The sequence below is a fragment of the Cupriavidus sp. USMAHM13 genome (genome assembly GCF_001854285.1).
GTDB classification, from domain to species: Bacteria; Pseudomonadota; Gammaproteobacteria; order Burkholderiales; family Burkholderiaceae; genus Cupriavidus; species Cupriavidus malaysiensis.
Map to the genome: position 1 here is coordinate 3,486,946 of NZ_CP017751.1, position 24,991 is coordinate 3,511,936.

Here is a 24,991-nt window from a genome sequence, read left to right on the forward strand (position 1 = left end):
CGCGCTCAGTCCAGCGCCGCGGCGGCGTGCGCCGCGCGTGCGCCGTGCCGGTGCTCGTGGTGGATGCCGTTGGTGATGAAGTAGATCGCCGCGATGCCGGCCGCGACCAGCACCATCTGCAGCAACGACTCACGCCAGCGCGGCTTGCGCTGCATCTGCGGCATCAGGTCGCTGACCGCGATGTAGACGAAGCTGCTGGAGGCGATCACCAGGACATAGGGAATCCAGCCGCTCATCTGGTCTAGCAGGAAATAGCCCACCAGGCCGCCGGCGATCGCCGATACGCTGGACAGCAGGTTGAAGGCGAAGGCACGCGTCTTCGAGAAGCCTGCGTTCAGCAGCACGATGAAGTCGCCCACCTCCTGCGGGATCTCGTGGGCGGCGATGGCCAGCGCGGTCACCAGCCCGATGTGCGGATTGGCAAGAAAGGCGGCCGCGATGACGATGCCGTCGGCGAAGTTGTGGAAGCCGTCGCCCACCAGGATGGCCAGGCCGCTGCGGCCGGCTGACTCGCGATCATGCCCGTGGTGGTGGTGATGCCCGTCGCCTTCGTGATGGTGCGAGTGGCGCAGCAGCGAGATCTTCTCCAGCAGGAAGAAGCCCAGCAGCCCGGCCAGCAGCGTGGCGAACAGCGCACGCGGGTCGGCGCCGGATTCGAAGGCCTCGGGCAGGGAATGCAGCAGCGCCGTGGCCAGCAGAACCCCGACCGAGAAGCTCACCATGCGCTCCACCACCCGGGACGCCACCGTCAGGGACAACAGTGCCGCGCCGAAGATGCTGCCGACCCCGGAAATGGTGGCGGCCAGCAGAATGTAGACAAGGGTGGAATCGATGATGGCCTCCGGCTGGAAACGGCGCTCCTGCCCGCTTGCGCCGCACCGGCGAGGCGGCCCGGGCAGAAACGCAACACTGTTGCAAGAGCGAAAAGCCGCATTGTACGGACTTCGGCACCGGCTTTGCAATCCTTGCGCGGCCTGCGCTGGGCACGGCGGCCGGAAGGCGCTCGCCGCGAGCGGCCCCGGTCAGGCCACGCCGTGCTGCTGGAACCAGGCCAGGCAACGCTTCCAGCCGTCCGTGGCATCGGCCTCGCGGTAGCTGGGCCGGTAGTCGGCATGGAAGGCATGGCCGGCATCCGGATAGACCACGAAGACCGAGGCACGCGCATTGGGGTTCGGCGAAGCGGCCAGTTCCGCCTTCATCTTCTCCACCTGCGGCTGGGTGATACCCGTGTCCTTGCCGCCGTACAGCCCCAGCACCGGCACGTCGAGCTGGTCGACCAGGTCGACCGGATTGCGCGGCTTGAGCGGGTTGGGCTCGCCCACCAGTTGGCCGTACCAGGCCACCGCGGCCTTGAGCTGCTTGTTGCGTGCGGCGTAGAGCCAGCTGATGCGGCCGCCCCAGCAGAAGCCGGTGATGGCCAGCCGCTTCGGGTCGCCGCCATGGGCCATGGCCCAGGCCACGGTCGCATCGAGGTCGCCCATGACCTGGGCATCGGGCACCTTGGAGATCAGCTTGGCCTGCAGTTCCTGGATGGTGCCGAAGTTCGACGGATCGCCCTGGCGTGCGAACAGTTCCGGCGCGATCGCCAGGTAGCCCAGCTTGGCGAAGCGGCGGCAGATGTCGGCAATGTACTCGTGCACGCCGAAGATCTCGCTCACGACCAGCACCACCGGCAGCTTGCTGCCGCCTTCGGGCTGGGCGCGATAGGCCGGCATGTCGAAGCCGGCCGAGGCAATGGTCACCTCGCCCGCGGTCAGTCCGTTGAAATCGGTCTTGATCGCCTGCGCCGTGACCGGCAGCGCCGCCGCGGCAAAGGCCGAGCCGAGCGCGGTCTTGACGAAGGTACGGCGGCTGAAGGCCTGGCCGGGGACGAGGCTTTCCACTTCGGGTTTCAGCATGCGGGCATCTCCTGGATAGCGGGATCGGGGGCTGGCGGAAGATCAGGAACGGGCCGGCCGAAGCCGGCCCGGCAGCGCTCGATTCTATGCCAAGCCCACGCCGCATGCGCGCGCATGCCCAGGGACTCGGATGCTCCGACGCACGTGGACTGCCCGGCATGGCAGTCCACGGTGCGCGGCGGCGGGCCGCGCCGCCTCAATGCAGCTTGACGCGCGGCCGGGTCTTGCTGCGCAGCCAGTGCGTGATGGTGTCCAGCCCCATGCGCAGGGCGCCGTGCAGCGCCATCACGTGCATGCGGTACAAGGACGTGTACATCAGCCGCGCCATCACGCCCTCGATGAACATGGAGCCGCCGATCAGGCCGCCCATCAAGCTGCCGACCGCGCTGAAATGGCCGAGCGAGACCAGCGAACCCAGGTCCTTGAAAGCAAAGGACGGTAGCGGCTTGCCCTCCAGCCGCGCGCGCAGCGCGCCGTAGAGAAAGGTCGCCTGCTGGTGGGCCGCCTGCGCGCGCGGCGGCACCGAGCCCTGCTTCTCCGGCCAGGGGCAGCTCGCGCAGTCGCCGAAGGCGAAGATGTCGGGGTCGCCCTCGCTCTGCAGCGTCGGCTTGACCACGATCTGGCCGAGCCGGCTGGTCGGCAGGCCCAGCGTGGCCAGCACCGGCGGCGCCTTGATGCCCGCCGCCCACACCGTCAGGTCGGCATCGATGTGCTTGCCGCTGGCGGTCAGCACGGCATCGGGCGCGATCTCGGTCACGCGCTCGCTGGTGAAGATGTCCACCTCGAGCTTGCGCAGCAGCTTGGCGGTCTCGGTCGAGACCCGCTCGGACAATGCCGGCAGGATGCGCGGGCCGGCCTCGATCAGGTGGATATGGACGTCGCGGCGCGGGTCGAGCCGGTGCAGGCCGTAGGCATTGAGCACCTGCGCCGTGTTGCGCAGCTCGGCGGACAGCTCCACGCCCGTGGCACCGGCGCCGATGATGGCGATGTCCACGCGCGGACGGCCGTCCGCATCGGCTCGGCCGAGGCCGTTCTGCGCACGCACGCAGGCCGACACCAGGCGGCGCCGGAAACGGTCGGCCTGCTCGGCGGTATCGAGTGCGATGGCATGCTCGGCTGCGCCCGGCACGCCGAAGAAATGGGTCACGCTGCCGATCGACAGGACCAGGGTGTCATAGGGCAGCGTGCGCGCCGGCAGCACTTCTTCGCCGTCGGCATCCACGTAGGCGGCGAGCGACACGGTCTTGGCCGCGCGGTCCACGCCCACCATCTCGCCGAGCTGAAACTCGAAGTGGTGCCACAGCGCCTGCGCAGCGTACTCGAGCTGGTGGGTGTTGGGGTCCATGCTGCCGGCCGCGACCTCGTGCAGCAGCGGCTTCCAGATATGCGTGGGCGAGCGGTCGACCAGCACCACCGCGACCGCGCCGCGGCGGCCGAACTTGTCGCCCAGGCGGGTCGCCAGTTCCAGTCCGCCGGCCCCGCCGCCCACCACGATGATGCGATGCGCGCTACCGCTTCCCTCAGTACCCATGTGGCCTACCCAAGATTGTCGTGACCGTCGCGCGGACGTTCACGCCAGTTTGCGGCATGGCAGCAACGGGCACAAGCCCTCGATTCCCGATTCAGCGGTCACTTCAAACTGTACTGCAGTACAGCGCAGGCGCGCTCCGGGGGCGCCGCGGCGCCCCCCATTCTCGCTCAGTGCGCCTCTTCCCAGTTGGCGCCGCTGCCGACTTCCGCCACAAGGGGCACGCGCAGCTCGGCCACGCCGCACATCAGCTCGGGCAGCCGGCGCTTGACCAGTTCCAGCTCGGCCTCGGGCACCTCGAGCACCAGTTCGTCGTGCACCTGCATGATCTGCAGCGTCTGCAGCCGGTCGCGCTCGAGCCAGTCCTGCACCGCGATCATCGACAGCTTGATCAGGTCCGCCGCCGTGCCCTGCATCGGCGCGTTGATGGCGGCACGTTCGGCGGCCTGGCGGCGCGGGCCGCTGCCGCCATTGATGTCCGGCAGCCACAGGCGCCGGCCGAACACGGTCTCGACATAGCCCTGCTCGCGCGCGGCCTGCCGGGTGTCCTCCATGTAGCGCGCCACGCCGGGATAGCGCGTGAAGTAGCGGTCGATGTAGTGCTTGGCCGCCTCGCGCTCGATGCCGAGGTTGCCGGCCAGGCCGAAGGCGCTCATGCCGTAGATCAGGCCGAAGTTGATCACCTTGGCGTAGCGGCGCTGCTCGCTGCTGACCGCCTCGCGCTCCACGCCGAAGATCTCGGCGGCGGTGGCGCGGTGGATATCCTCGCCGCGCGCGAAGGCGCCGAGCAGGTTCTCGTCGCCCGAGATATGGGCCATGATGCGCAGCTCGATCTGCGAGTAGTCGGCCGAGACGATGACGCGGCCCGGCGGCGCGATGAAGGCCTCGCGGATGCGCCGGCCCTCCTCGGTGCGCACCGGGATGTTCTGCAGGTTCGGGTCGGTCGAGGCCAGCCGTCCGGTCACCGCGGTGGCCTGCCCGTAGCTGGTGTGCACGCGGCCGGTGGCCGGGTTCACCATCTTGGGCAGCTTGTCGGTGTAGGTGGACTTCAGCTTGGCCAGGCCGCGGTAGTCCAGCAGCAGCTTGGGCAGCGGATAGTCCTCGGCCAGCTTCTGCAGCACCTCTTCGTCGGTCGAGGGCGCGCCGCTGGCGGTCTTCTTCACCACCGGCAGCTTCATCTGGCCGAACAGGATCTCGCCGATCTGCTTGGGCGAGCCGAGGTTGAACGGCTGGCCGGCCGCATCGTAGGCGGCCTGCTCCAGCTCCAGCATGCGCTGGCCGAGCTGCGCGCTCTGCTCGGCCAGGCGCTGCGCGTCGATCAGCACGCCGTTGCGCTCGATCTTCTGCAGCACCACCGAGACCGGCATCTCGATATGCCGGTACACGTGTTCGAGGCCGGGCACGGCCTGCAGCTGCGGGAACATGGCGCGGTGCAGGCGCAGCGTCACGTCGGCATCCTCGGCCGCGTACTCGGTGGCGCGCGCCAGGTCGATCTGGTCGAAGCCGATCTGGCTCGCGCCCTTGCCGCAGACCTCCTCGTAGGTGATGGTCTTGATGCCGAGCAGGCGCTCGGCCAGGCTGTCCATGCCGTGGTTGCGGTGAGAGGCCAGCACGTAGCTCTGCAGCATCGTGTCGTGGACGATGCCGCGCAGCGTGACACCATGGTTGGCGAACACATGCGCGTCGTACTTGATGTTCTGGCCGAGCTTGGGCCGGGCCGGATCTTCCAGCCAGCCGCGCAGGCGCTCCAGCACGAATTCGCGCGTGAGCTGGCCGTGCTGCTCGATGCCGGCCACGTCGGGACCGCAGTGGCCCACCGGGATGTAGCAGGCCTCGCCCGGCACCAGCGACAGCGAGATGCCAACCAGCCGGGCCTGCATCGGGTCGAGCGAGGTGGTCTCGGTATCGACGGCCACCAGCGCGCCCTCGGCGAGCCGGTCGAGCCAGGCCTGCAGCGCCGCCTCGGTGGTCACGGTCTCGTAGCGGGTCTCGGCGGGCGGCGCATCCGGCGCCGGCACCGGGTCGGCCGGCGTCGCGGCCGGGGCGCTGTCGAACAGGCCGCCCTGTGCCTGCGGCGCGCGCGCGCCGGCGCCCTTGGCGGCCTGCGCGCGCAGGCTGGGCAGGCTCTCGCCGGTCAGTTCGCGCAGCCAGGTCTTGAAGCCATAGCGGGAGAAGAACGCGACCAGCTTGTCCTTGTCCTCGCCCACGTCCTTGAGGGCGTGGAAATCGGACACAGCCGCACCGAGGTCGCAATCGGTCTTCACCGTGACCAGCGTGCGCGCCATCGGCAGCCAGTCCAGGGTCTTGCGCAGGTTCTCGCCGACCACGCCCTTGATACCGTCGGCGCCGGCCATCACCGCATCGAGCGAGCCATGTTCGGTCAGCCACTTGACCGCGGTCTTGGGGCCCACCTTGGGCACGCCCGGCACGTTGTCGACGGCATCGCCGATCAGCGACAGGTAGTCGACGATGCGCTCCGGCGGCACGCCGAACTTGGCCTGCACGCCGGCGGGATCGAGCACTTCGCCGCTCATCGTGTTGACCAGCGTGACCTCGCCGTTGACCAGCTGCGCCAGGTCCTTGTCGCCGGTCGAGACGACCGTGCGCACGCCCTGGGCGGAGGCCTCGCGCGCGAGCGTGCCGATCACGTCGTCGGCCTCCACGCCCTCCACCATCACGATGGGCCAGCCCAGCGCGCGCACCGCTTCGTGGATGGGTTCGATCTGCCGCGCCAGGTCCTCGGGCATCGAGGGCCGGTGCTCCTTGTAGGCCGGATAGAGATCGTCGCGGAAGGTCTTGCCCTTGGCGTCGAACACGCAGGCGCTATACTCTGCCGGGTAATCGTTGCGCAGCTTGCGCAGCATGTTGATCATGCCGTAGATTGCCCCTGTGGGCAGCCCCTCGCCATTCCTCAGGTCCGGCAGAGCGTGATACGCGCGATACAAATAGCTCGAACCATCGACGAGCAAGAGTGTTTTTGGACTATCCGACATTCCCATGGACTCTAAATTGATTGGTGCCGCGGCTGACGGCACCGCCACCGCTCCCGTTTCCGACGCCACCGAAGGCCATCAGGCCACGGCCGGCGCCGCGACCGCTCCCGGCACCCAGGCTGACACGCCGGCGCGTCCCGCCGCGGACGCCAATGCGAATGCGAATACCGGTGGCGCCGGCGCTGGCGCCGCCGGCCTGCGGGCCAATCCGCGCAAGATGATCCCCAGCCTGCGCGCTCTGGCGGACGAAGATCGCGCCACGGCGAAGAAAGCTCGCGCCTCGTGGCAAATGTTCACGATTATGGCAGAGTTCATCGAGGCCACCGAGTACCTGTCGGAGATCCGGCCGGCGGTCTCGATCTACGGCAGCGCGCGCCTGCGCGAGGACTCGCCGTACTACCAGCAGACCATCGAGATCGCGCGCCTGTTCTCCGACGCGGGCTTCGCCGTGATCTCCGGCGGCGGCCCCGGCATCATGGAAGCGGCCAACAAGGGCGCGCATGCCGGCAAGTCCGCCAGCGTCGGCCTGAACATCGAACTGCCGCACGAGCAGCAGGGCAATCCTTACCAGGACATCGCCATGCGCTTCCGCCACTTCTTCACGCGCAAGGTGACCTTCGTCAAGAACTCCGACGCCTTCATCGTGATGCCGGGCGGTTTCGGCACGCTCGACGAGCTGGCGGAGGTGCTGACGCTGGTGCAGACGGGCAAGTCGCGCTCCGTGCCGATCGTGATGTTCGGCAGCCGCTTCTGGAAGGGCCTGCTCGACTGGTTCCGCTTCACGCTGCTGCCGATGGGCCTGATCGCCGAACACGACCTCGACCTGATGAAGATCGTCGACGAGCCGCACGAAGTGCTGGAAGCGGTCTACGAGTACTACGAGCGCCGCGGTGGCGACAAGCCGATCCCGCCCAAGGAAGAGATGTTCTACCTGTAAGGCGGCCGGCAGCATCCCGTCCACGGGCAGCCGTGGTGCATCGGAAGCCACCGCGGCAGCTCCTGCCCGGCGGGACTTGCTAGAATGGAAGCCTGTCACACTGCGTCAGCCCGGCGCCGCCGGGCCGCAGCGGATTTCCGCCGTGCGGCGCCTGGCGCGCCCGCGCGGCACAGGAGCCTCGAATGCACTCCCCTACCCGAATGGCCGCGATGCCCGCGGCGCGACCGACGACCGGCCGCGCCCTGCTGCTTGCCGCCGCCGTGCTGGCGCTAGCCGCGCCGGCGTGGGTACAGGCCCAGGGCAACGCCTTGTCGCAGGAAGAACTGGACCAGATCAACAACCAGCCGATCGCGCCGCAGGCCAAGACCCAGATCAACCGGCCGCGCGAGCCGAGCTTCCAGCTCGACGAGCGTGACGGCACCCAGGTACGCGAGTACCGGAACAAAGGCCAGGCGACCGACATCCAGGTCAAGTCCGGCTTCGGCACCCGCTACCAGATGAGCAAGCCGGAAGACAGTTCGCCCAAGATCCGGGATCACGAGGTCAACCGCGTGCCCTCGGTCAACCTGCAGTTCTGAGCCCGCGCGGCACTGCCGCGGCGGCCCTCCGGCAGTCATGCCGCGGCGGCGGACGCCCTTGCGCCCGCCGCTTCCGTTTTCACCTCACACGACTAGTATGGCCGTATTCACCACGGTCTCGCAGGACGAGATCGCCAGCTGGCTGCTGGACTACGACCTGGGCACGGTACGCGATTTCCGCGGCATTGCCTCGGGTATCGAGAACAGCAACTTCTTCCTGACCACGGAGCGGGACGGGCACACGCAGCAGTACGTGCTGACCATCTTCGAGCGGCTGAGCTTCACCCAGCTGCCCTACTACCTGCACCTGATGGCCCACCTGGCGGCGCGCGGCATCCGCGTGCCGGCGCCGATCCCGGCCCGCGACGGCGAGATCCTGCGCGCGCTCAAGGGCAAGCCCGCCACCATCGTCACGCGCCTGCCCGGCAGCTCGCAGCTCGCGCCGGATGCCGGCCATTGCGCCGAGGTCGGCGACATGCTGGCGCGCATGCACCTGGCCGGCCAGGATTACGGCCGCAGCCAGCCCAATCTGCGCAGCCTGGCCTGGTGGCAGCAGACCGAGCCCGAGATCCTGCCCTTCCTCGACGGGGTGCAGCGCGATCTCCTGCGCGACGAGATCGCCCACCAGGCGGCCTTCTTCGCCAGCGCCGACTACGCCGCGCTGCCGGGCGGCCCCTGCCACTGCGACCTGTTCCGCGACAATGTGCTGTTCGAGGACACGCCGCAGGGCGGGCACCGCCTGGGCGGCTTCTTCGACTTCTACTTCGCGGGCCACGACAAGTGGCTCTTCGATCTCGCCGTCACGGTCAACGACTGGTGTATCGATCTCGCCACCGGCGCCCTGGACGCCGGGCGTGCAAGCGCGCTGCTGCAGGCTTATCATGCCGTGAGGCCGCTCAGTGAGACGGAGGCCGCACACTGGCAAGACATGCTGCGGGCCGGCGCGCTGCGCTTCTGGGTATCCCGCCTGTGGGACTTCTACCTGCCGCGCGAAGCCGACATCCTGCAGCCGCACGACCCGACCCATTTCGAACGCATCCTGCGCCAGCGCCTCGCGACCCAGGCGCTGCCCTGGACCTGAGCCGGATCCGAATCGCCATGCAACTACTGGAAGTCCCCGCCAAGGAAGGCTACGTCTGGTTCCGCCAGGGTATCTGGCTGTTCCGCAAGAACCCGCTCGCCTTCCTGATGCTGCTGTTCATCTACCTGATCGCGGCGCAACTGGCCATCTTCGTGCCCCTGTTCGGCGTGATCGCGCTGCTGGTTGCCACGCCCGGCCTGTCGGTCGGCATCATGACCGCCTGCCGGGAAGTGATCCAGAACAAGCGCGTGCTGCCCACGGTGCTGCTGGCCGGGTTCCGCACCAACGGCAAGCAGGCCACACGCCACCTGCTCGTGCTGGGCGGCATCTACGCGTGCCTGGTGTTCGTGCTCAGCCTGATCGCCGGCGCGGTCGTCAACGTCAGCGACCTGCTGCCCATCCTGCTCAAGGAAGAAGCCCCCTCGGCCGAGGCGGTGCGGCAGATGTACTACGCGCTGGTGGTCGGCGCGGTGCTGTACACGCCGATCGCGATGATGTTCTGGTTCGCGCCGCTGCTGGCCGCCTGGCACAACGTGCCGCCGGTGAAGGCCATGTTCTTCAGCTGGACCGCATGCTGGCGCAACCGCGGCGCCTTCTTCACCTATGCGCTGCTGTTCGCCGTGCTGATGGTCGCCATCCCCTTCTTCCTGGAGGCCGTGTTCAGCGCCTTCGGCGCCGAGACGGTGCTGTCCTTCCTGGTGACGCCGTACTCGCTGCTGATGCTGGCCATCCTCTACTGCTCCTTCTACGCGACCTACCGCGGCTGCTTCAACGTGCCGCCCGCCGAAGCCCCCCCCTCGGCCTGACACGCGGCGCGAGGACCGGCGCCGCCGGTCCTGCCCCCCTTCCCGCCGCTAGTCCACTGAATCACTGAAATCGGTCGGTGCCTGCCATGCCATGCGGGCTCATCGCGTCGCTGCAAAGGCTCGCCATCGCCGTGCGATGGCTGCGCTTTGCGCCTGGCGCTGATTCCCACATGACATGGCCCTCCCCTCTCATTTCCATGATTCTGCGGACTAGGACTGCCCGCCGGTCCCGCGCCGCAATACGTCGAGCAGTTCCATCGGCAAGGGAAAGACGATGGTCGAGCTCTTGTCGCCGGCGATCTGCGTCAGCGTCTGCAGGTAGCGCAACTGCATGGCCTGCGGCTGGCGCGCCAGCATCTGGGCAGCCTCGAGCAGTTTCTCGGAGGCCTGCAACTCGCCCTCGGCGTGGATCACCTTGGCGCGGCGCTCGCGCTCGGCCTCGGCCTGGCGGGCGATGGCGCGTACCATCGACTCATTGAGATCGACGTGCTTGATCTCCACGTTGGAGACCTTGATGCCCCAGGCATCGGTCTGCGCGTCGAGCACCTTCTGGATATCCAGGTTGAGGCGCTCGCGCTCGGCCAGCATCTCGTCCAGCTCGTGCTTGCCGAGCACGGCGCGCAGCGTGGTCTGTGCGAGCTGGCTGGTCGCTTCCAGGAAATTGGCCACCTGGATGATGGCGCGCTCGGGATCGACCACACGGAAGTAGACCACGGCGTTCACCTTGACCGAGACGTTGTCGTGCGAGATCACGTCCTGCGGCGGCACGTCGAACACGATGGTGCGCAAGTCCACGCGCACCATCTGCTGCACGGCCGGGATCAGCAGCACCAGCCCCGGCCCCTTGACGCGCCAGAAGCGGCCCAGCATGAAGACGACGCCACGCTCGTACTCGCGCAGCACGCGGAAGGCGCTGGCGATCAGCAACACCAGCAGGAAGACGACACCGCCAAAGCTGAAGCCGTAGGCCATGGTCAGGCTCCTTTCTCGATGGAAGCGATGGGCGGCGACGCGTCCGGCGCCTGCCCTCCGGCACCGCCGTCCGCATCCGGCGACACCTCCAGCACCAGGCCCTCGCGCCGCATCACGCGCACGCGCTGGCCGCGCGCCAGCGGCTGCGCGCCGCGGATGCGCCAGCGCTCGCCGCGCACCTCCGCCCAGCCGTCGCCGCGGCAATCCTCCAGCACCACGCCCGACGCGCCGACCAGGATATCGCCACCGCTCACCACCGGCCGCCGTCGTGCGCGCAGCAGCATGGTCGACATGGCCAGCAGGAAGAGCCCGCTGACCAGCGAGAGCGCCACCACCAGGCCCACCGGCACGCCAAAGCCGGGCACATCGGTATTGATCAGCATGACCGCGCCGAAAGCGAAGGCCACGATGCCGCCCACCCCCAGCGTGCCGAAGGTGGGCAGGAACAGCTCCGCCACCATGCAGCCGATACCCAGCGCCACCAGGGCCAGCCCGGCATAGTTGACCGGCAGCATCTGCAGCGCGAACAGCGCCAGCAGCAGGCAGATGGCGCCAGCCACGCCGGGCAGCACCATGCCCGGCGTGGAGAACTCGAAGATCAGTCCATAGATGCCGATCATCATCATGACCAGCGCCACGCTGGGCTCGGTGATGACGGCCAGGAAGCGGTCGCGCCAGTCCGGCGCCAGCATCCGCACCGGCGCATGCGCGGTATGCAGGACCAGCGGCTCGCCACCCGGCGCGAGCCGCACGCTGCGGCCGTCCAGCGCACGCAGCAGCGCCGGCAGATCGGGCGCGACGAGATCCGCCACGTGCTGCGACACCGCCTCGCCGGCAGACAGGCTGACCGCTTCGCGCACCGCGCGCTCGCCCCAGTCCGCGTTGCGCCCGCGCAGTTGTGCCAGGCCGCGGATATAGGCCGAGGCATCATGCATCTGCTTGCGCTCCATGGTGTCGGCCGGTGCCGCCTGCGGCGCGCTGCCCGGCACCGCGGCGGGCTGGGCGCCGCCCGGCTGCGCGCCGCCCAGGCCGATCTGGACCGGGCTGGCGGCGCCCAGGTTGGTGCCCGGCGCCATCGCCGCGATATGGCTGGCATACAGGATGTAGGTACCGGCGCTGGCGGCGCGCGCGCCGCCCGGGTAGACATAGCTGGCGACGGGCACGCGCGAGGCGAGGATGCCCTGGATGATCTCGCGCATCGACAGGTCGAGCCCGCCGGGCGTATCCATCTCGATCACGACCAGCTGGGCACCGTCCTGCTGCGCGTGCGCCATGCCGCGCAGCAGGTAGCCGGCGCTGGCCGGCCCGATCGCGCCGTGCAGCGGCAGCACATAGACCGGCGCGCCGGCCGGCTCGGCGCCCGCCAGCCAGCCGACGGCGGCCAGCAGCAGGCACAAGGCGACGGCCAGCCGCCGCATCAGGGCAAAGGGAAAGAACGAGTCGGGCATCATCGCGGGCAGCCGCAGCTGCGCAATGCCGTGGCGGCACCACTTCCAGTGTAGGCGACCGGGCACATCGCGGTGCGGGCAGCTTGGTATCCGTCGGCGCTGTCGCCGCGGCGCGCGCAGTCGCCTGAAGCCGCCTCAGGCCGCCTCAGGCCGCCTCAGGTTGGCTCAGGCGGCCGCCGCCAAGTCGCTGCCATGCCCCCGCACCACGTCGGCGAGTGCGTCCAGGGCAGCACTCGCCATCGACGGATGCCACACCAGGCGGGTGGTCACGCGGCCGGCCTCGCCCAGGCTGTGCACGCTGACCTTGGGCGGCTCGGGATACAGGCCCAGCACCGAGCGCGGTGCGATGGCGGCACCGATGCCGGCCGCCACGCAAGCGACGATGGCATGGTAGGAGCCCAGTTCCAGCACGCGCAGCGGGGAAGCGCCAGCGCCGGCACACCAGGCCTCGAAGCGGGCGCGGTAGTGGCAGCCGGCCTCGAAGGCCAGCAAGGTGCCGGTCTCGAGATCCGCGGCGCTGCGGATGGGGCGGTGGCGCGCATGCGCGATCACCACCAGTTCTTCCTCGAAGGCCGGCAGCGCCACCAGCCCGGGATCGATCACCGGCTCGGCAACGAAGACGCAGTCCACCTCGAAGCGGGCCAGGGCCAGCAAGGCCTGTCGCGTCGGGCAGGTGACCAGTTCGAGCTGCACGTCGGGCCAGGCCTGGTGATAGCTGGAGAGCACGGCCGGCAGGCGGCTCGCCGCCGTGCTTTCCATCGAGGCGATGCGCAGGCGCCCGCGCGGCCTGGCCGGCTGCACCGCCTGGCGCGCCTCGTCGGCCAACTGCAACATGCGGCGCGCATAGTCGAACAGGGTCTGGCCGGCCGGCGTCAGTACCATGCGCTTGCCATCGCGCACGAACAGTTCCACGCCCAGCGACTGCTCCAGCTGGCGGATGCGGGTGGTGACATTGGACTGCACGCGGTGCAGGCGCTCGGCGGCGCGCGTCACGCCACCCGCCTCCACCACCGTGCGGAAGATTTCCAGGGCGGCCAGGTCCATGTGAAGACTCCTTGCCGGCGCACAGGCCGGCGCATGGCCGGGAACCTTCCGGTGCAGGCCCCGAACCATCTCAAATCAAGATGCAGTCGATCTTAATTATTCATTTATAGGGATGCAAGCCAGAGCGTAGCATGGCAAGGACAGGTTGGCACAGGCCCTCTCGGCTGAGACGGCCCGGCAAACCGACCGATGAGGACGACACGACATGCTGCACACGGATGACAGGAACATTGCCGCGCTGGCCGCCGCCGGCGAGCGGGAAGCCGGCCCGTTCGCCGTCGCGCTGGCGGGACTGGTGGCATTGGCGGTGGCGATGGGCGTGGGCCGCTTCGCCTTCACACCGCTGCTGCCGATGATGCTGCACGACGGCAGCGTCAGCCTGGCGGGCGGTGGCTGGCTGGCCACCTGGAACTACATCGGCTATTTCGCCGGCGCCCTCGCCTGCCTCTTCATCCGCCCCGATGCGGCGCGCATGGTGCGCCTCGGCCTGGCGCTGACCGTGCTGCTCACCTTCGCCATGGCCGCGCCCGGGGGCATGACGGCCTGGTCCGTCTGGCGCGGCATGGCCGGCATCGCCAGCGCGCTGGTGATGGTGTACACCGCCGGCTGGTGCCTGCACCGCCTGGCCGAACTCGGACAGCCGGCGCTGGCCGGTCTGATCTTCTGCGGCCCCGGCCTGGGCATCGTCGTCACCGGGGTGTCGGCCTTCGGCATGGTCGCCGCAGGCTGGCAGGCAAACTGGGGCTGGCTGGCCTTCGGCGCCCTGGGCCTGCTGCTGACGGCCCTGGTCTGGCACGTGTTCACCCCCGAGGCCCGCGCCGCCAGCGAGGGCGCCCGCGCGGCCGCCCCGGACAGCGCACCGCGCCTGGACGGCGGTACCTGGGCCCTGACCTTCGCCTACGGGCTGGCCGGCTTCGGCTACATCATCACCGCCACCTTCCTGCCGGTGATCGCGCGCCAGGCCATGCCGGGCTCGGTCTGGGCGGACCTGTTCTGGCCGGTGTTCGGCGTCGGCGTGACGGTGGGCGCGCTGCTGGCCACCCGAGTCGGCATTGCCCATGACAACCGGCGCCTGCTGGTGCTGACCTACGCGGTGCAGGCGCTGGGCGTGGCCATCGCGGTGGTCTGGCCCACGGTGGCGGGCTTCGCCCTGAGCAGCCTGCTGGCCGGGCTGCCCTTCACCGCCCTGGTCTCCTTCGCCATGCGCGAGGCGCGCCGGCTGTGGGGCGGGCAGGCCGCGCCCCTGATGGGGCTGATGACCGCCTCCTACGGGCTCGGCCAGATCGCCGGACCGCCGCTGGCGACGGCGCTGGTGGCCCGCGGCGGCGGCTTCGCCTCGTCGTTGTCGGCGGCCGCCGGCGCGCTCGTGCTGGGCGCGCTGATCTTCGCCTGCATGCTGCGGGTCCTGCCGTTGCCGTCGGCACGCTAGCGCGTTCTGCCCGCGCGGCGCAAGGGCGGGGACTGCGCTACAGTATCGCCTTCGCCGCCGCCGCGGTACCGCGGCCGGCGTGCTGCCGGAGCGATACGCCATGTCCTTTGCCTTGCAGCCCGCGCGCGCCGCGGGCGCCGCCCTGCCTGCCACGCCCGAGGAATGGCGCGTGCGCGTCGACCTTGCCGCCGCCTACCGGCTGGCCGCGCTGCAAGGCTGGGACGACCTGATCTACACCCATCTCTCGGCCACGGTACCGGGCGAGCCTGGCCACTTCCTCATCAATCCCTTCGGCTTCGCCTTCGACGAGATCCGCGCCAGCGACCTGGTCAAGATCAACGGCCGCGGCGAGGTGGTGGGCGAGAGCCGCCATCCGGTCAACGTGACCGGCTTCGCGCTGCACGCCGCGGTGCACGCGGCGCGCGCCGATGCCCACTGCGTCATGCACCTGCACAACACCGCCGGCGTGGCGGTCTCGGCCCAGGCCGGCGGCCTGCTGCCGCTGTCGCAGCACGCCATGCGCTTCCATGGCCGGCTCGGCTACCACGACTACGAGGGGCTGGCCTTCACGCCCGCCGAGGGCAGCCGCCTGACCGTCTCCCTGGGCGGCCATCCGGCCATGCTGCTGCGCAACCATGGCACGCTGACGGTGGGCCGCACCGTGGCCGAAGCCTATGTGCTGATGGCCACCCTGATCAAGGCCTGCGAAATCCAGATCGGCGCGCAGGCCGGCGGCGCGGTGGTGGCGGTACCCGAGCCGGTCGCCTCCAGGACCTCGGCGCAACTGCATGACGACGGCGCCGTCGAGGGCGAACTCGAATGGCCCGCGCTGCTGCGCAAACTCGATAGAATCGACGCTGGCTACAGGGACTGAACCGCCCTGGCCGGAGACAAGCAACCCGGCGGCGGCATGCATACCACCCCGCCGGATCAATGGAGCTGACAAGCCATGCCGACTTACCACGTGGAACTGTTCGAGGGCCGCACCATCGAGCAGAAGCGCAAACTGGTGGAAGAAGTGACCCGCGTGACCTGCGAGACGCTGGGCTGCGCGCCCGGCGCCGTGGACATCATCATCACCGACGTCAAGCGCGAGAACTGGGCCACCGGCGGCGAACTCTGGGCCGACAAGAAGTAGCCGGGCCGCGGCGGAAACGCCCCGCCCCCCGTCCCCGGGGCCGCCTGCGGCGGCCCTCGCCTCCCACAGCGCCACGGCCACCCATGCAGCACTTCGCCTCAGACAACTACGCCGGCTTCTGCCCGGAATCGCTCAAGTACTTCCTCGAAGCCAACGGCAGCGGCCACGAGCAGGCCTACGGCGACGACACCTGGACGCAGAAGGTCTGCGACCGCATCCGCGACCTGTTCCAGACCGACTGCGAGGTCTTCTTCGTCTTCAACGGCACCGCCGCCAACTCGCTGGCCCTGGCCGCCCTGTGCCAGTCCTACCATTCGGTGATCTGCCATGAGCTGGCGCACATCGAGACCGACGAATGCGGCGGTCCGGAGTTTTTCTCCAACGGCTCGAAGCTGCTGACCGCGCCGGGACCCGACGGCAAGCTGACGCCGGACGCGGTGGAGGCGCTGGTCACACGCCGCAGCGACATCCACTACCCCAAGCCCAAGGTGGTCTCGCTGACGCAGTCGACCGAGGTCGGCACCGTCTACAGCGTGGAGGAAGTGCGCGCCATCGCCGCCATCGCCAAGCGGCGCCAGCTGCGCGTGCATATGGACGGCGCGCGCTTCGCCAACGCCGTGGCCTCGCTGGGCTGCCATCCGTCCGAGGTGACCTGGCGCGCCGGCGTCGACGTGCTGTGCTTCGGCGGCACCAAGAACGGCCTGCCGGTCGGCGAGGCGGTGGTCTTCTTCGACCGCCGGCTGGCCGAGGACTTCGCCTACCGCGTCAAGCAGGCCGGCCAGCTCGCCTCGAAGATGCGCTTCATCTCGGCGCCCTGGCTGGGGCTGCTGGAGAACGACGTGTGGCTGGCCAATGCGCGCCACGCCAACGCCATGGCGCAACTGCTGCATGAGCGCATCGCCGCCATCCCGGGCGTGCGCATCATGTTCCCCACACAGTCCAACGCGGTCTTCGCCGAACTGCCGCTGCCGGCGATCGAGACGCTGCGTGCCAAGGGCTGGCGCTTCTATACCTTCATCGGTGCCGGCGGCTGCCGCTTCATGTGCTCCTGGGACCTGCAGCCGGAGACCGTGGAAGCGCTAGCGCGCGACATGCGCGCCGCCTGCGGCGCCTGAAGCCGGCGGCGGGCGGAACCGGCAGCGGAACGCAGCCCGCAAACCCAACGATACGAGACAAGAACAGACCGGAGAGTCAAGCCATGCAAGCCTATCGATTCTGCCCGCAATGCGGCGCCCCCCTGCAACTGCTGCCCCTGTCGGGCCGCGAGCGCTATGCCTGCATCGAGCACGGATGCGGATTCGTGCACTGGAACAACCCGCTGCCCGTGCTGGCGGCCGTGGTCGAATACGAAGACAAGCTGCTGCTGGCGCGCAACGCGGCCTGGCCGGAGAAGATGTTCGCACTGGTGACCGGCTTCCTGGAGCGCGACGAAACGCCCGAGGAAGGCGTGGCACGCGAGCTCAAGGAGGAGACCAACCTCGACGCCCAGGGCGTGTCGCTGATCGGTGTCTACGAGTTCATGCGCAAGAACGAGCTGATCATCGCCTACCACGTGCAGGCCACGGGCACGGTGGCCCTGTCCGAGGAACTGGCCGAATACAAGCTGGTGGCACCGGAAGACATGCGCATCTGGAGCGCCGGCACCGGTTTCGCCGTGGCCGATTTCCTGGCCCGGCGCGGCTATCCGGTGCGCTTCTTCGATCGCCAGACCGGCGCGGACATCCCCGACCCGCGCCTGCGCGGCGGCGACGCTTCGCTACAATACCGGCTGTAGAACGATCGACATCGCAAGCGAAGCTGAGAGGAAGAGAGGAATGGAGTTCCAGAAAGAAGTGGATGCGCGCGGGCTGAACTGCCCGCTGCCGATCCTGCGGACCAAGAAGGCGCTGGCCGACATGGCCAGCGGCGAGGTGCTCAAGGTGCTGGCCACCGATCCGGGCGCCACGCGCGACTTCCAGGCCTTTGCCAAGCAGACCGGCAACGAGCTGCTGTCGCACCAGGAGGTCGACAAGGTCTTCGTGTTCTACATGCGCCGGCGCTGAGTCCGTCTGCGGCAACCGCCGCGCGGCCGGTCCCAAAGACAAAGCCCCCGCGACGCGGGGGCTTTTGCTTCAGGGCCGGCGTACCTGGCGGCCTGCCGGTACCTGCTGGTGCCTGCTGGTGCCTACTGGCGGGCCTGCAGGTAGGCGCGGAAATCCGCCCCGACTTCGGCATGCTTGAGCGCGAACTCGACCGTGGCCTTCAGGTAGCCCAGCTTGCTGCCGCAGTCGTAGCGCACGCCGTTGTAGCGGTAGCCGAGCACCTGCTCGTGCGCCAGCAGGTGCTGGATCGCGTCGGTCAGCTGGTACTCGCCGCCGGCGCCCGGCTTCAGCTCGCGGATGTGCTCGAAGATGCGCGGCGTCAGGATATAGCGCCCGACCACGCCCAGGTTGGAGGGTGCGTCCTCGGGTGCTGGCTTCTCGACGATGCCCGACATCTTGATCACCCGCTCATCCCACTCGCGGCCATCGATCACGCCATAGGAACGGCTCTGTTCCGGCGCGATCTCCTCGACGCCCAGCACCGAGCAGTTGTAGTGGTTGTACAGGTCCACCATCTGTTTCATCACCGGCGGATCGCCATCCAGCAGGTCGTCGGCCAGGATGATGGCAAAGGGCTCGTTGCCCACCAGCTTCTGCGCACACAAGACCGCATGGCCGAGGCCGAGCGCCTCCGGCTGGCGGACATAGAAGCACTCCACGTTGGCCGGCTTGATCGAGCGCACCACGTCGAGCAGCGCCTTCTTGTTCTTGGCCTCGAGCTCGGCCTCGAGCTCGTAGGCCTTGTCGAAGTGATCCTCGATGGCACGCTTGGAACGCCCGGTGACGAAAATCATCTCGGTGATGCCGGCGGCCATCGCCTCCTCGACCGCGTACTGGATCAAGGGCTTGTCCACCACTGGCAGCATTTCCTTCGGACTGGCCTTGGTGGCGGGCAGAAAGCGGGTTCCCAGCCCGGCTACCGGAAAGACTGCCTTGGTTACGCGGGTTTCCATGTCAGAGACTCCTATTGTCGTATTGGGGCGCTGCTGACCTGCCAAGCACGGTTCATGCCGGCAAGCGCTGCAGCTGGTCCTGCAACTTGGCCAGGGTCTGCTCGAAGTCGGCCAGGCGCTGCTGCTCCTGGGCCACGACGGCCGGCGGCGCCTTGGCGACAAAACTCTCGTTCGAGAGCTTGCCCCGGCACTTGCCGATCTCACCGCCGATGCGCTCGACCTCCTTGGCCAGGCGCGCCCGCTCGGCGGCGACGTCGATCTCGATCTTCAGCAGCAGACGATTGCCGCCGACGATGGCCACCGGTGCCCCCGCACCTTCGGCCATCAGTTCGCTCTCCTGTTCGAAGACGCGAACCTCGGAAAGTTTCGCCAGCGCCTTCACGTAGTCTGCCACGGACAGCAGGAAGGCACGATCGCCATGGGCGTACAGCGGGATCCGCTGCGCCGGCGAGATGTTCATTTCACCGCGCAGGTTGCGGCAGGCATCGACCGCGGCCTTGAGCTGCGCCACCCACTGCTCCGCGTCCTCGTCGATCTTGGCCAGCGCCGGCAGCGGATAGGCCTGGGTGGCGAGGCTCTCGCTGCCATCGCCCTTGGCGCGGCCGGCAAGCGGCGCCACCTTCTGCCACAGCTCCTCGGTGATGAAGGGGATGACCGGGTGGGCCAGGCGCAGCACCGTCTCCAGCACGCGCAGCAACGTGCGGCGCGTGGCGCGCTGCTGCGCCTCGCTGCCGTTCTGGATCTGCACCTTGGCCAGTTCCAGGTACCAGTCGCAGTACTCGTCCCAGACGAACTTGTAGATGGCACTGGCGATGTTGTCGAAGCGGTACTCGGCGAAGCCTTTCTCGACCTCGGCCTCCACGCGCTGCAGCAGCGAAACGATCCAGCGGTCGGCCTGCGAGAAATGCAGGTAGCCGTCGGGGCCGCAGTCGTTGCTGCACGGGCCGAGGCCGCAGTCATGGCCTTCGGTGTTCATCAGCACGAAGCGGGTGGCGTTCCACAGCTTGTTGCAGAAGTTGCGGTAGCCCTCGCAGCGGCCGGTGTCGAAGTTGATGTTGCGGCCCAGCGTGGCCAGCGAAGCGAAGGTGAAGCGCAGCGCATCGGCGCCGAAGGCCGGGATACCCTCGGGGAATTCCTTCTTGGTCTTGGCCTCGATCTTGGGCGCGTCCTTGGGGCGGCGCAGGCCGGTGGTGCGCTTCTTCAGCAGCGGCTCGAGCGCGATGCCGTCGATCAGGTCGACCGGATCCAGTGTGTTGCCCTCGGACTTGCTCATCTTCTTGCCTTCCGAATCGCGCACCAGGCCGTGCACGTAGACGGTATGGAAGGGCACCTTGCCGGTGAAGTGCTTGGTCATCATGACCATGCGCGCCACCCAGAAGAAGATGATGTCGTAGCCGGTGACCAGCACCGACGACGGCAGGAAGTGCTTCAGCTCGGGCGTCTGCTCGGGCCAGCCCAGCGAAGAGAACGGCACCAGCGCGGACGAGAACCAGGTGTCGAGCACATCGTCCTCGCGGCGCAGCGCGCCGTCGTAGCCGGCGGCGCGGGCCTTGGCCAGGGCCTCCTGCTCGTCGCGCGCCACGTAGCAGTTGCCGGCGTCGTCGTACCAGGCGGGGATCTGGTGGCCCCACCAGAGCTGGCGCGAGATGCACCAGTCCTGGATGTTCTCCAGCCACTGGTTGTAGGTGCTGTTCCAGTTCTCCGGCACCAGCTTGATCTCGCCGCTCTGCACCGCCTCCAGCGCGACCTCGGCGATCGAACGGCCCGGATGGAAGGTGCCCTCCGGCGCCGGCTTGCTCATTGCCACGAACCACTGGTCGGTCAGCATCGGCTCGATCACGCTGCCGGTGCGCTCGCTGCGCGGCGTCATCAGCTTGTGCTTCTTGACCTCGGCCAGCAGGCCCTGCGCGTCGAGATCGGCAACGACGCGCTGGCGCGCCTCGAAGCGGTCGAGGCCGGCGTAGGCGGCAGGCGCGTCGGCCACCACCTTGGCATCCAGCGTCAGGATGGAGATCTGCGGCAGCTGGTGGCGCTGGCCCACGGCGTAGTCGTTGAAGTCGTGCGCGGGCGTGACCTTGACCACGCCGGTGCCGAACTCGCGGTCGACGTAGGCATCGGCGATCACCGGGATCTGGCGGCCGGTCAGCGGCAGGTGCACCGACTTGCCGATCAGGTGGGCATAGCGCTCATCCTCGGGGTGGACCATCACGGCGACGTCGCCAAGCATGGTCTCCGGACGGGTGGTGGCGACGGTCAGGTGGGTCAGGCCGGCCTTGGTATCCGCCTCCACCAGCGGGTAGCGGATATGCCACAGCGAACCCTCTTCCTCGACGCTGTCCACCTCCAGGTCCGACACCGCCGTGCCCAGCACCGGATCCCAGTTGACCAGGCGCTTGCCGCGATAGATCAGGCCCTGCTCGTGCAGGCGCACGAAGACCTCGGTGACCGCCTTCGACATCTCCGGCGACATCGTGAAGTACTCGCGCGTCCAGTCGATCGAGGCGCCCATGCGGCGCACCTGGCGCGTGATGGTCGAGCCCGACTCCTCCTTCCACGCCCACACCTTCTCGGTGAACTTCTCGCGGCCCAGGTCATGGCGCGAGACGCCCTGCGCCTCGAGCTGGCGCTCGACCACGATCTGCGTGGCGATGCCCGCGTGGTCCGTGCCCGGCACCCACAGCGTGTTGGCGCCCAGCATGCGCGCGTGCCGCGCCAGGCCATCCATGATGGTCTGGTTGAAGGCATGGCCCATGTGCAGCGTGCCGGTCACGTTCGGCGGCGGCAGCTGGATGGCGAAATCGGGCTTGGCCGGATCGAAGGTCGGCTGGGCGATGCCGCGCCGTTCCCACTCGGGGCCCCACTTGGCCTCGATGGCGGAGGGTTCGAAGCTCTTGGCGAGGGACTGGTCTTGGGAGGTCATGCTCGGGTATCGATGATTGCGTCGGATTCTGCGCCCCCGGGTCGGACAGGCTGGATGCGCCGGGGCAAACCACAAATTATAGGGGAGCCGGCATGGCGGGTGCGCGAAATGGCCCGGCGGCCGGCATCCACGGCAACGCCAGGGCGCGAATCCGGAATCGATCCGAGCCGCATTGTGCACCTCGAAAAGGGATGCAGGTGCCACTTTCCCCTACCTCCTGCGAGGGGATGCCGGACCCCGCACCCCGCCCCGGACGCGTCCGCGGCAGGCCTGCGCGTCCCGCCCCGGCGCAGGCCGCCCGGTATAATCCGCTGGCATTCCACAAGGCCCTCCCGATGCCAGACCTGCTCGCCAATCTCAACGCCGAACAACTCGCCGCCGTCACCCTGCCCGACGAACCGGCCCTGATCCTGGCGGGCGCGGGCAGCGGCAAGACGCGCGTGCTGACCACCCGCATCGCCTGGCTGATCCAGAACGGCCACGTCTCGCCGGCCGGCATCCTGGCGGTGACCTTCACCAACAAGGCCGCCAAGGAAATGCAGACGCGCCTGTCGGCCATGCTGCCCGTCAACACGCGCGCGATGTGGATCGGCACCTTCCACGGCCTGTGCAACCGCATGCTGCGCGCGCACTTCCGCGACGCCGGGCTGCCGCAGACCTTCGCCATCCTGGACAGCCAGGACCAGCTCTCCGCCCTCAAGCGGCTGCTCAAGGCGCACAACGTCGACGACGAGAAGTACCCGGCCAAGAACCTGCAGTACTTCATCAACAATGCCAAGGAGCAGGGGCTGCGCCCGGCCGACGTCGAGGCCAACGACGACTTCAACAAGCGCTTCGTCGACCTCTACGCCGCCTACGACGAGCAGTGCCAGCGCGAGGGCGTGGTCGACTTCGCCGAACTGCTGCTGCGCTGCTACGAACTGCTGCGCTACAACGACGCCATCCGCCAGCACTACCAGCACCGCTTCCGCCATATCCTGGTCGACGAGTTCCAGGACACCAACGTGCTGCAGTACCAGTGGCTCAAGCTGCTGGCGGGCTTCGGCACGCAGCATCCGGCGGCGGTGTTCGCGGTGGGCGACGACGACCAGAGCATCTATGCCTTCCGCGGCGCCAACGTCGGCAATATGCGCGACTTCGAACACGAGTTCCGCGTGCGCCGGCTGATCAAGCTGGAACAGAACTACCGCTCGCACGGGCACATCCTGGACTCGGCCAACCACCTGATCTCGCACAATGCGCGCCGCCTCGGCAAGAACCTGCGTACCGACGCCGGCCACGGCGAGCCGGTGCGCGTGTTCCAGGCCGACTCCGACGGGCGCGAAGCGGCCTGGCTGCTCGACGAGATCCGCGACCAGGTGGCACAGGGCGCCAGCCGCTCCGAGATTGCCATCCTCTACCGCAGCAACGCGCAGTCGCGCGTGATCGAGCATGCGCTGTTCTCGGCCGGCATCCCCTACCGGGTCTACGGCGGCCTGCGCTTCTTCGAGCGCGCGGAAATCAAGCACGCGCTGGCCTACCTGCAGCTGCTGGAGAACCCGCGCAACGACGCCGCCTTCGGCCGCGTGGTCAACTTCCCCACGCGCGGCATCGGTGCGCGCTCGCTGGAAACGCTGCAGGACGCCGCGCGCCAGTACAACTGCTCGCTGTTCGAGGCGGTCGCCTACGTGCCGGGCAAGGCCGGCAGCACGCTCGGCGCCTTCGTGCGGCTGATCGAGCAGATGCGCGCCGACACGCGCCGCATGACGCTGCCCGAGACGGTCGAGTACGTCACCAACACGAGCGGCCTGGTCACCCACTACCAGGGTGAGAAGGAAGGCCAGGACCGCATCGAGAACTTGCAGGAACTGGTGACGGCGGCGCAGGCCTTCGTGGTCGAGGAAGGCTACGGCCTGGATGCGCTCGCCGCCGTGCTGCCCGCCGAACCGGCAGGCACGCGGGCCCTCGCCGCGGGCGACCAGGTCCAGCAGGTGCTGGACCCGGAAGCGCTGCCGGTGGTGATGACGCCGCTGGTCGCCTTCCTCACGCACGCCTCGCTGGAGGCGGGCGACAACCAGGCCCAGGCAGGCCAGGACGCGGTGCAGATGATGACCGTGCATGCCGCCAAGGGCCTGGAGTTCGACGTGGTCTTCATCACCGGGCTGGAAGAAGGCCTGTTCCCGCACGAGAACAGCATGATGGACCCGGACGGCCTGGAGGAAGAGCGCCGCCTGATGTATGTGGCCATCACGCGCGCGCGCAAGCGCCTCTACCTGTCCTTCGCGCAGAGCCGCGTGCTGCACGGCCAGATGCGCTACCACGTGCGCTCGCGCTTCTTCGAAGAACTGCCCGACGCGGCACTCAAATGGCTGACTCCGCCCGCCGCCGGCCCCGGCAGCCAGCCGCGCCGGCAGAACGAAGGCGGCTGGGGGCGCGACTGGTTCAAGAAGCCGGAGGACGTGCCCTTCACTGGCAGCAAACCCACTGGCGGCATGGACCGCGGCAACAACTACGCGAACGCGCAGCGCGAGGCCGGCAGTGGCTTCCGCATCGGGCAGGGGGTGTTCCACAACAAGTTCGGCGAGGGTGTGATCACGGCGCTGGAAGGCAGTGGCGCGGATGCGCGCGCCAATATCAACTTCAAGCGGCATGGTGCCAAGTGGCTGGCGTTGGCTGTGGCTAAGCTGGATCCTATTGATTGATTGGGGATTGGGGCTTGGACCCGACTGCCGGCCGCTATCGGACTGCTTGAGGTGTCGCGCTTTGTCGAGCGGTGTTGGCGGTGTTGGCGGTTGCACCCAACGACCGTACGACATCCCCCTGCGGGGGCTGCCGGTCACTTTTCTTTGCGTTCTGCAAAGAAAAGTAACCCAAAGAAAGCAGACCCTGCCGGGGGCAGAGCAATCAGGCTCGCCGGCTTAGTCGCCGGCTGTGGTGGGCGTGGCGGCTCTGCTGGTCGCTGCCGTTCGCGTGGCGGGCCATCACGGCATTACGACCTTCCTGAGTTCTATTGCCTTGCCCCTGATGGCAGGCGGCCTTGGTAGTTCGACCATCTGCCGTTACCGGGGAGGAGCGCCACTTCCTTGGCGGCGTGCGTGGTTGCATTGCAGGCCTGGGGCTCCCGTGCAAGCCGGGCAGCAAGCGTGATTGCCAGCAGGATCTCGACGAAGGAAGGCCCAGGGTGAAGTCCGCTCGGGCCCACCCAT

The 24,991-nt window shown here is 68.6% G+C and carries 20 protein-coding genes; 11 read left to right on the plus strand and 9 right to left on the minus strand.

Annotated features, from left to right (window positions below; translation table 11 throughout):
- Positions 1-5 precede the first annotated feature (5 nt).
- From BKK81_RS15370 to polA, 4 genes are all read right to left on the minus strand, one after another.
- On the minus strand, positions 6-836 hold the full coding sequence (locus tag BKK81_RS15370; protein WP_156811376.1) for a ZIP family metal transporter: 831 nt from the start codon (positions 834-836) through the stop codon (positions 6-8).
- A gap of 186 nt (positions 837-1,022) precedes the next feature.
- Positions 1,023-1,898: a dienelactone hydrolase family protein gene (locus BKK81_RS15375; protein ID WP_071014596.1), complete on the minus strand. Its 876-nt coding sequence runs from the start codon at positions 1,896-1,898 to the stop codon at positions 1,023-1,025.
- Between the two features lie 196 nt (positions 1,899-2,094).
- Positions 2,095-3,429, minus strand: a complete 1,335-nt coding sequence (locus BKK81_RS15380; RefSeq protein WP_071014599.1) for an NAD(P)/FAD-dependent oxidoreductase — start codon at positions 3,427-3,429, stop codon at positions 2,095-2,097.
- A 167-nt stretch (positions 3,430-3,596) separates the two neighbouring features.
- Positions 3,597-6,419: a DNA polymerase I gene (polA, locus tag BKK81_RS15385; RefSeq protein ID WP_071014602.1), complete on the minus strand. Its 2,823-nt coding sequence runs from the start codon at positions 6,417-6,419 to the stop codon at positions 3,597-3,599.
- A gap of 4 nt (positions 6,420-6,423) precedes the next feature.
- On the opposite strand from polA, the gene BKK81_RS15390 reads away from it, so the two are divergent.
- The 4 genes from BKK81_RS15390 to BKK81_RS15405 all read left to right on the plus strand — a co-directional run bounded on the left by BKK81_RS15390 (position 6,424) and on the right by BKK81_RS15405 (position 9,821).
- A complete protein-coding gene (locus BKK81_RS15390; RefSeq protein WP_231907932.1) occupies positions 6,424-7,356 on the plus strand; it encodes a TIGR00730 family Rossman fold protein in 933 nt (310 codons plus the stop codon).
- Between the two features lie 182 nt (positions 7,357-7,538).
- Positions 7,539-7,934 carry a hypothetical protein gene (locus tag BKK81_RS15395; RefSeq protein ID WP_071014606.1) on the plus strand — a complete coding sequence of 132 codons (396 nt, stop codon included), beginning with the start codon at positions 7,539-7,541 and terminating at the stop codon, positions 7,932-7,934.
- Between the two features lie 97 nt (positions 7,935-8,031).
- The gene (locus tag BKK81_RS15400; protein ID WP_071014609.1) at positions 8,032-9,015 is read left to right on the plus strand and encodes a homoserine kinase; all 984 of its coding nucleotides are present in this window, start codon (positions 8,032-8,034) and stop codon (positions 9,013-9,015) included.
- A gap of 17 nt (positions 9,016-9,032) precedes the next feature.
- Positions 9,033-9,821: a BPSS1780 family membrane protein gene (locus BKK81_RS15405; protein ID WP_071014612.1), complete on the plus strand. Its 789-nt coding sequence runs from the start codon at positions 9,033-9,035 to the stop codon at positions 9,819-9,821.
- 210 nt (positions 9,822-10,031) lie between these two features.
- Here the strand turns inward: BKK81_RS15405 and BKK81_RS15410 are convergent, their stop codons facing one another.
- The 3 genes from BKK81_RS15410 to BKK81_RS15420 form a co-directional block, all read right to left on the minus strand.
- A complete protein-coding gene (locus BKK81_RS15410) occupies positions 10,032-10,793 on the minus strand; it encodes a slipin family protein (protein WP_071014615.1) in 762 nt (253 codons plus the stop codon).
- Positions 10,794-10,795: 2 nt separating this feature from the next.
- On the minus strand, positions 10,796-12,241 hold the full coding sequence (locus BKK81_RS15415; RefSeq protein WP_156811377.1) for an NfeD family protein: 1,446 nt from the start codon (positions 12,239-12,241) through the stop codon (positions 10,796-10,798).
- Between the two features lie 165 nt (positions 12,242-12,406).
- Positions 12,407-13,285 carry a LysR family transcriptional regulator gene (locus tag BKK81_RS15420; protein WP_071014620.1) on the minus strand — a complete coding sequence of 293 codons (879 nt, stop codon included), beginning with the start codon at positions 13,283-13,285 and terminating at the stop codon, positions 12,407-12,409.
- A 205-nt stretch (positions 13,286-13,490) separates the two neighbouring features.
- Here BKK81_RS15420 and BKK81_RS15425 point away from each other — a divergent pair, with 205 nt between their 5' ends.
- The 6 genes from BKK81_RS15425 to BKK81_RS15450 all read left to right on the plus strand — a co-directional run bounded on the left by BKK81_RS15425 (position 13,491) and on the right by BKK81_RS15450 (position 17,894).
- Positions 13,491-14,714, plus strand: a complete 1,224-nt coding sequence (locus BKK81_RS15425; RefSeq protein ID WP_071014622.1) for a YbfB/YjiJ family MFS transporter — start codon at positions 13,491-13,493, stop codon at positions 14,712-14,714.
- A gap of 100 nt (positions 14,715-14,814) precedes the next feature.
- The gene (locus tag BKK81_RS15430) at positions 14,815-15,588 is read left to right on the plus strand and encodes a class II aldolase/adducin family protein (protein ID WP_071014625.1); all 774 of its coding nucleotides are present in this window, start codon (positions 14,815-14,817) and stop codon (positions 15,586-15,588) included.
- A 75-nt stretch (positions 15,589-15,663) separates the two neighbouring features.
- Entirely contained in the window at positions 15,664-15,852 is a 189-nt protein-coding gene (locus tag BKK81_RS15435) for a 4-oxalocrotonate tautomerase (RefSeq protein ID WP_071014628.1), read from the plus strand.
- Between the two features lie 83 nt (positions 15,853-15,935).
- Positions 15,936-16,967: a threonine aldolase family protein gene (locus BKK81_RS15440; protein ID WP_071014630.1), complete on the plus strand. Its 1,032-nt coding sequence runs from the start codon at positions 15,936-15,938 to the stop codon at positions 16,965-16,967.
- An 83-nt stretch (positions 16,968-17,050) separates the two neighbouring features.
- Positions 17,051-17,626 carry an NUDIX hydrolase gene (locus BKK81_RS15445; protein ID WP_071014633.1) on the plus strand — a complete coding sequence of 192 codons (576 nt, stop codon included), beginning with the start codon at positions 17,051-17,053 and terminating at the stop codon, positions 17,624-17,626.
- 40 nt (positions 17,627-17,666) lie between these two features.
- Positions 17,667-17,894 carry a sulfurtransferase TusA family protein gene (locus BKK81_RS15450; protein WP_071014635.1) on the plus strand — a complete coding sequence of 76 codons (228 nt, stop codon included), beginning with the start codon at positions 17,667-17,669 and terminating at the stop codon, positions 17,892-17,894.
- A gap of 122 nt (positions 17,895-18,016) precedes the next feature.
- On the opposite strand, the gene galU is transcribed toward BKK81_RS15450, so the two are convergent.
- Positions 18,017-18,886: a UTP--glucose-1-phosphate uridylyltransferase GalU gene (gene galU / locus BKK81_RS15455; protein WP_071014638.1), complete on the minus strand. Its 870-nt coding sequence runs from the start codon at positions 18,884-18,886 to the stop codon at positions 18,017-18,019.
- 52 nt (positions 18,887-18,938) lie between these two features.
- On the minus strand, positions 18,939-21,806 hold the full coding sequence (locus BKK81_RS15460; protein WP_071014641.1) for a valine--tRNA ligase: 2,868 nt from the start codon (positions 21,804-21,806) through the stop codon (positions 18,939-18,941).
- 335 nt (positions 21,807-22,141) lie between these two features.
- Between BKK81_RS15460 and BKK81_RS15465 the strand changes: the two genes are divergently transcribed.
- Positions 22,142-24,487: a UvrD-helicase domain-containing protein gene (locus BKK81_RS15465; protein ID WP_071014643.1), complete on the plus strand. Its 2,346-nt coding sequence runs from the start codon at positions 22,142-22,144 to the stop codon at positions 24,485-24,487.
- Positions 24,488-24,991 lie beyond the last annotated feature (504 nt).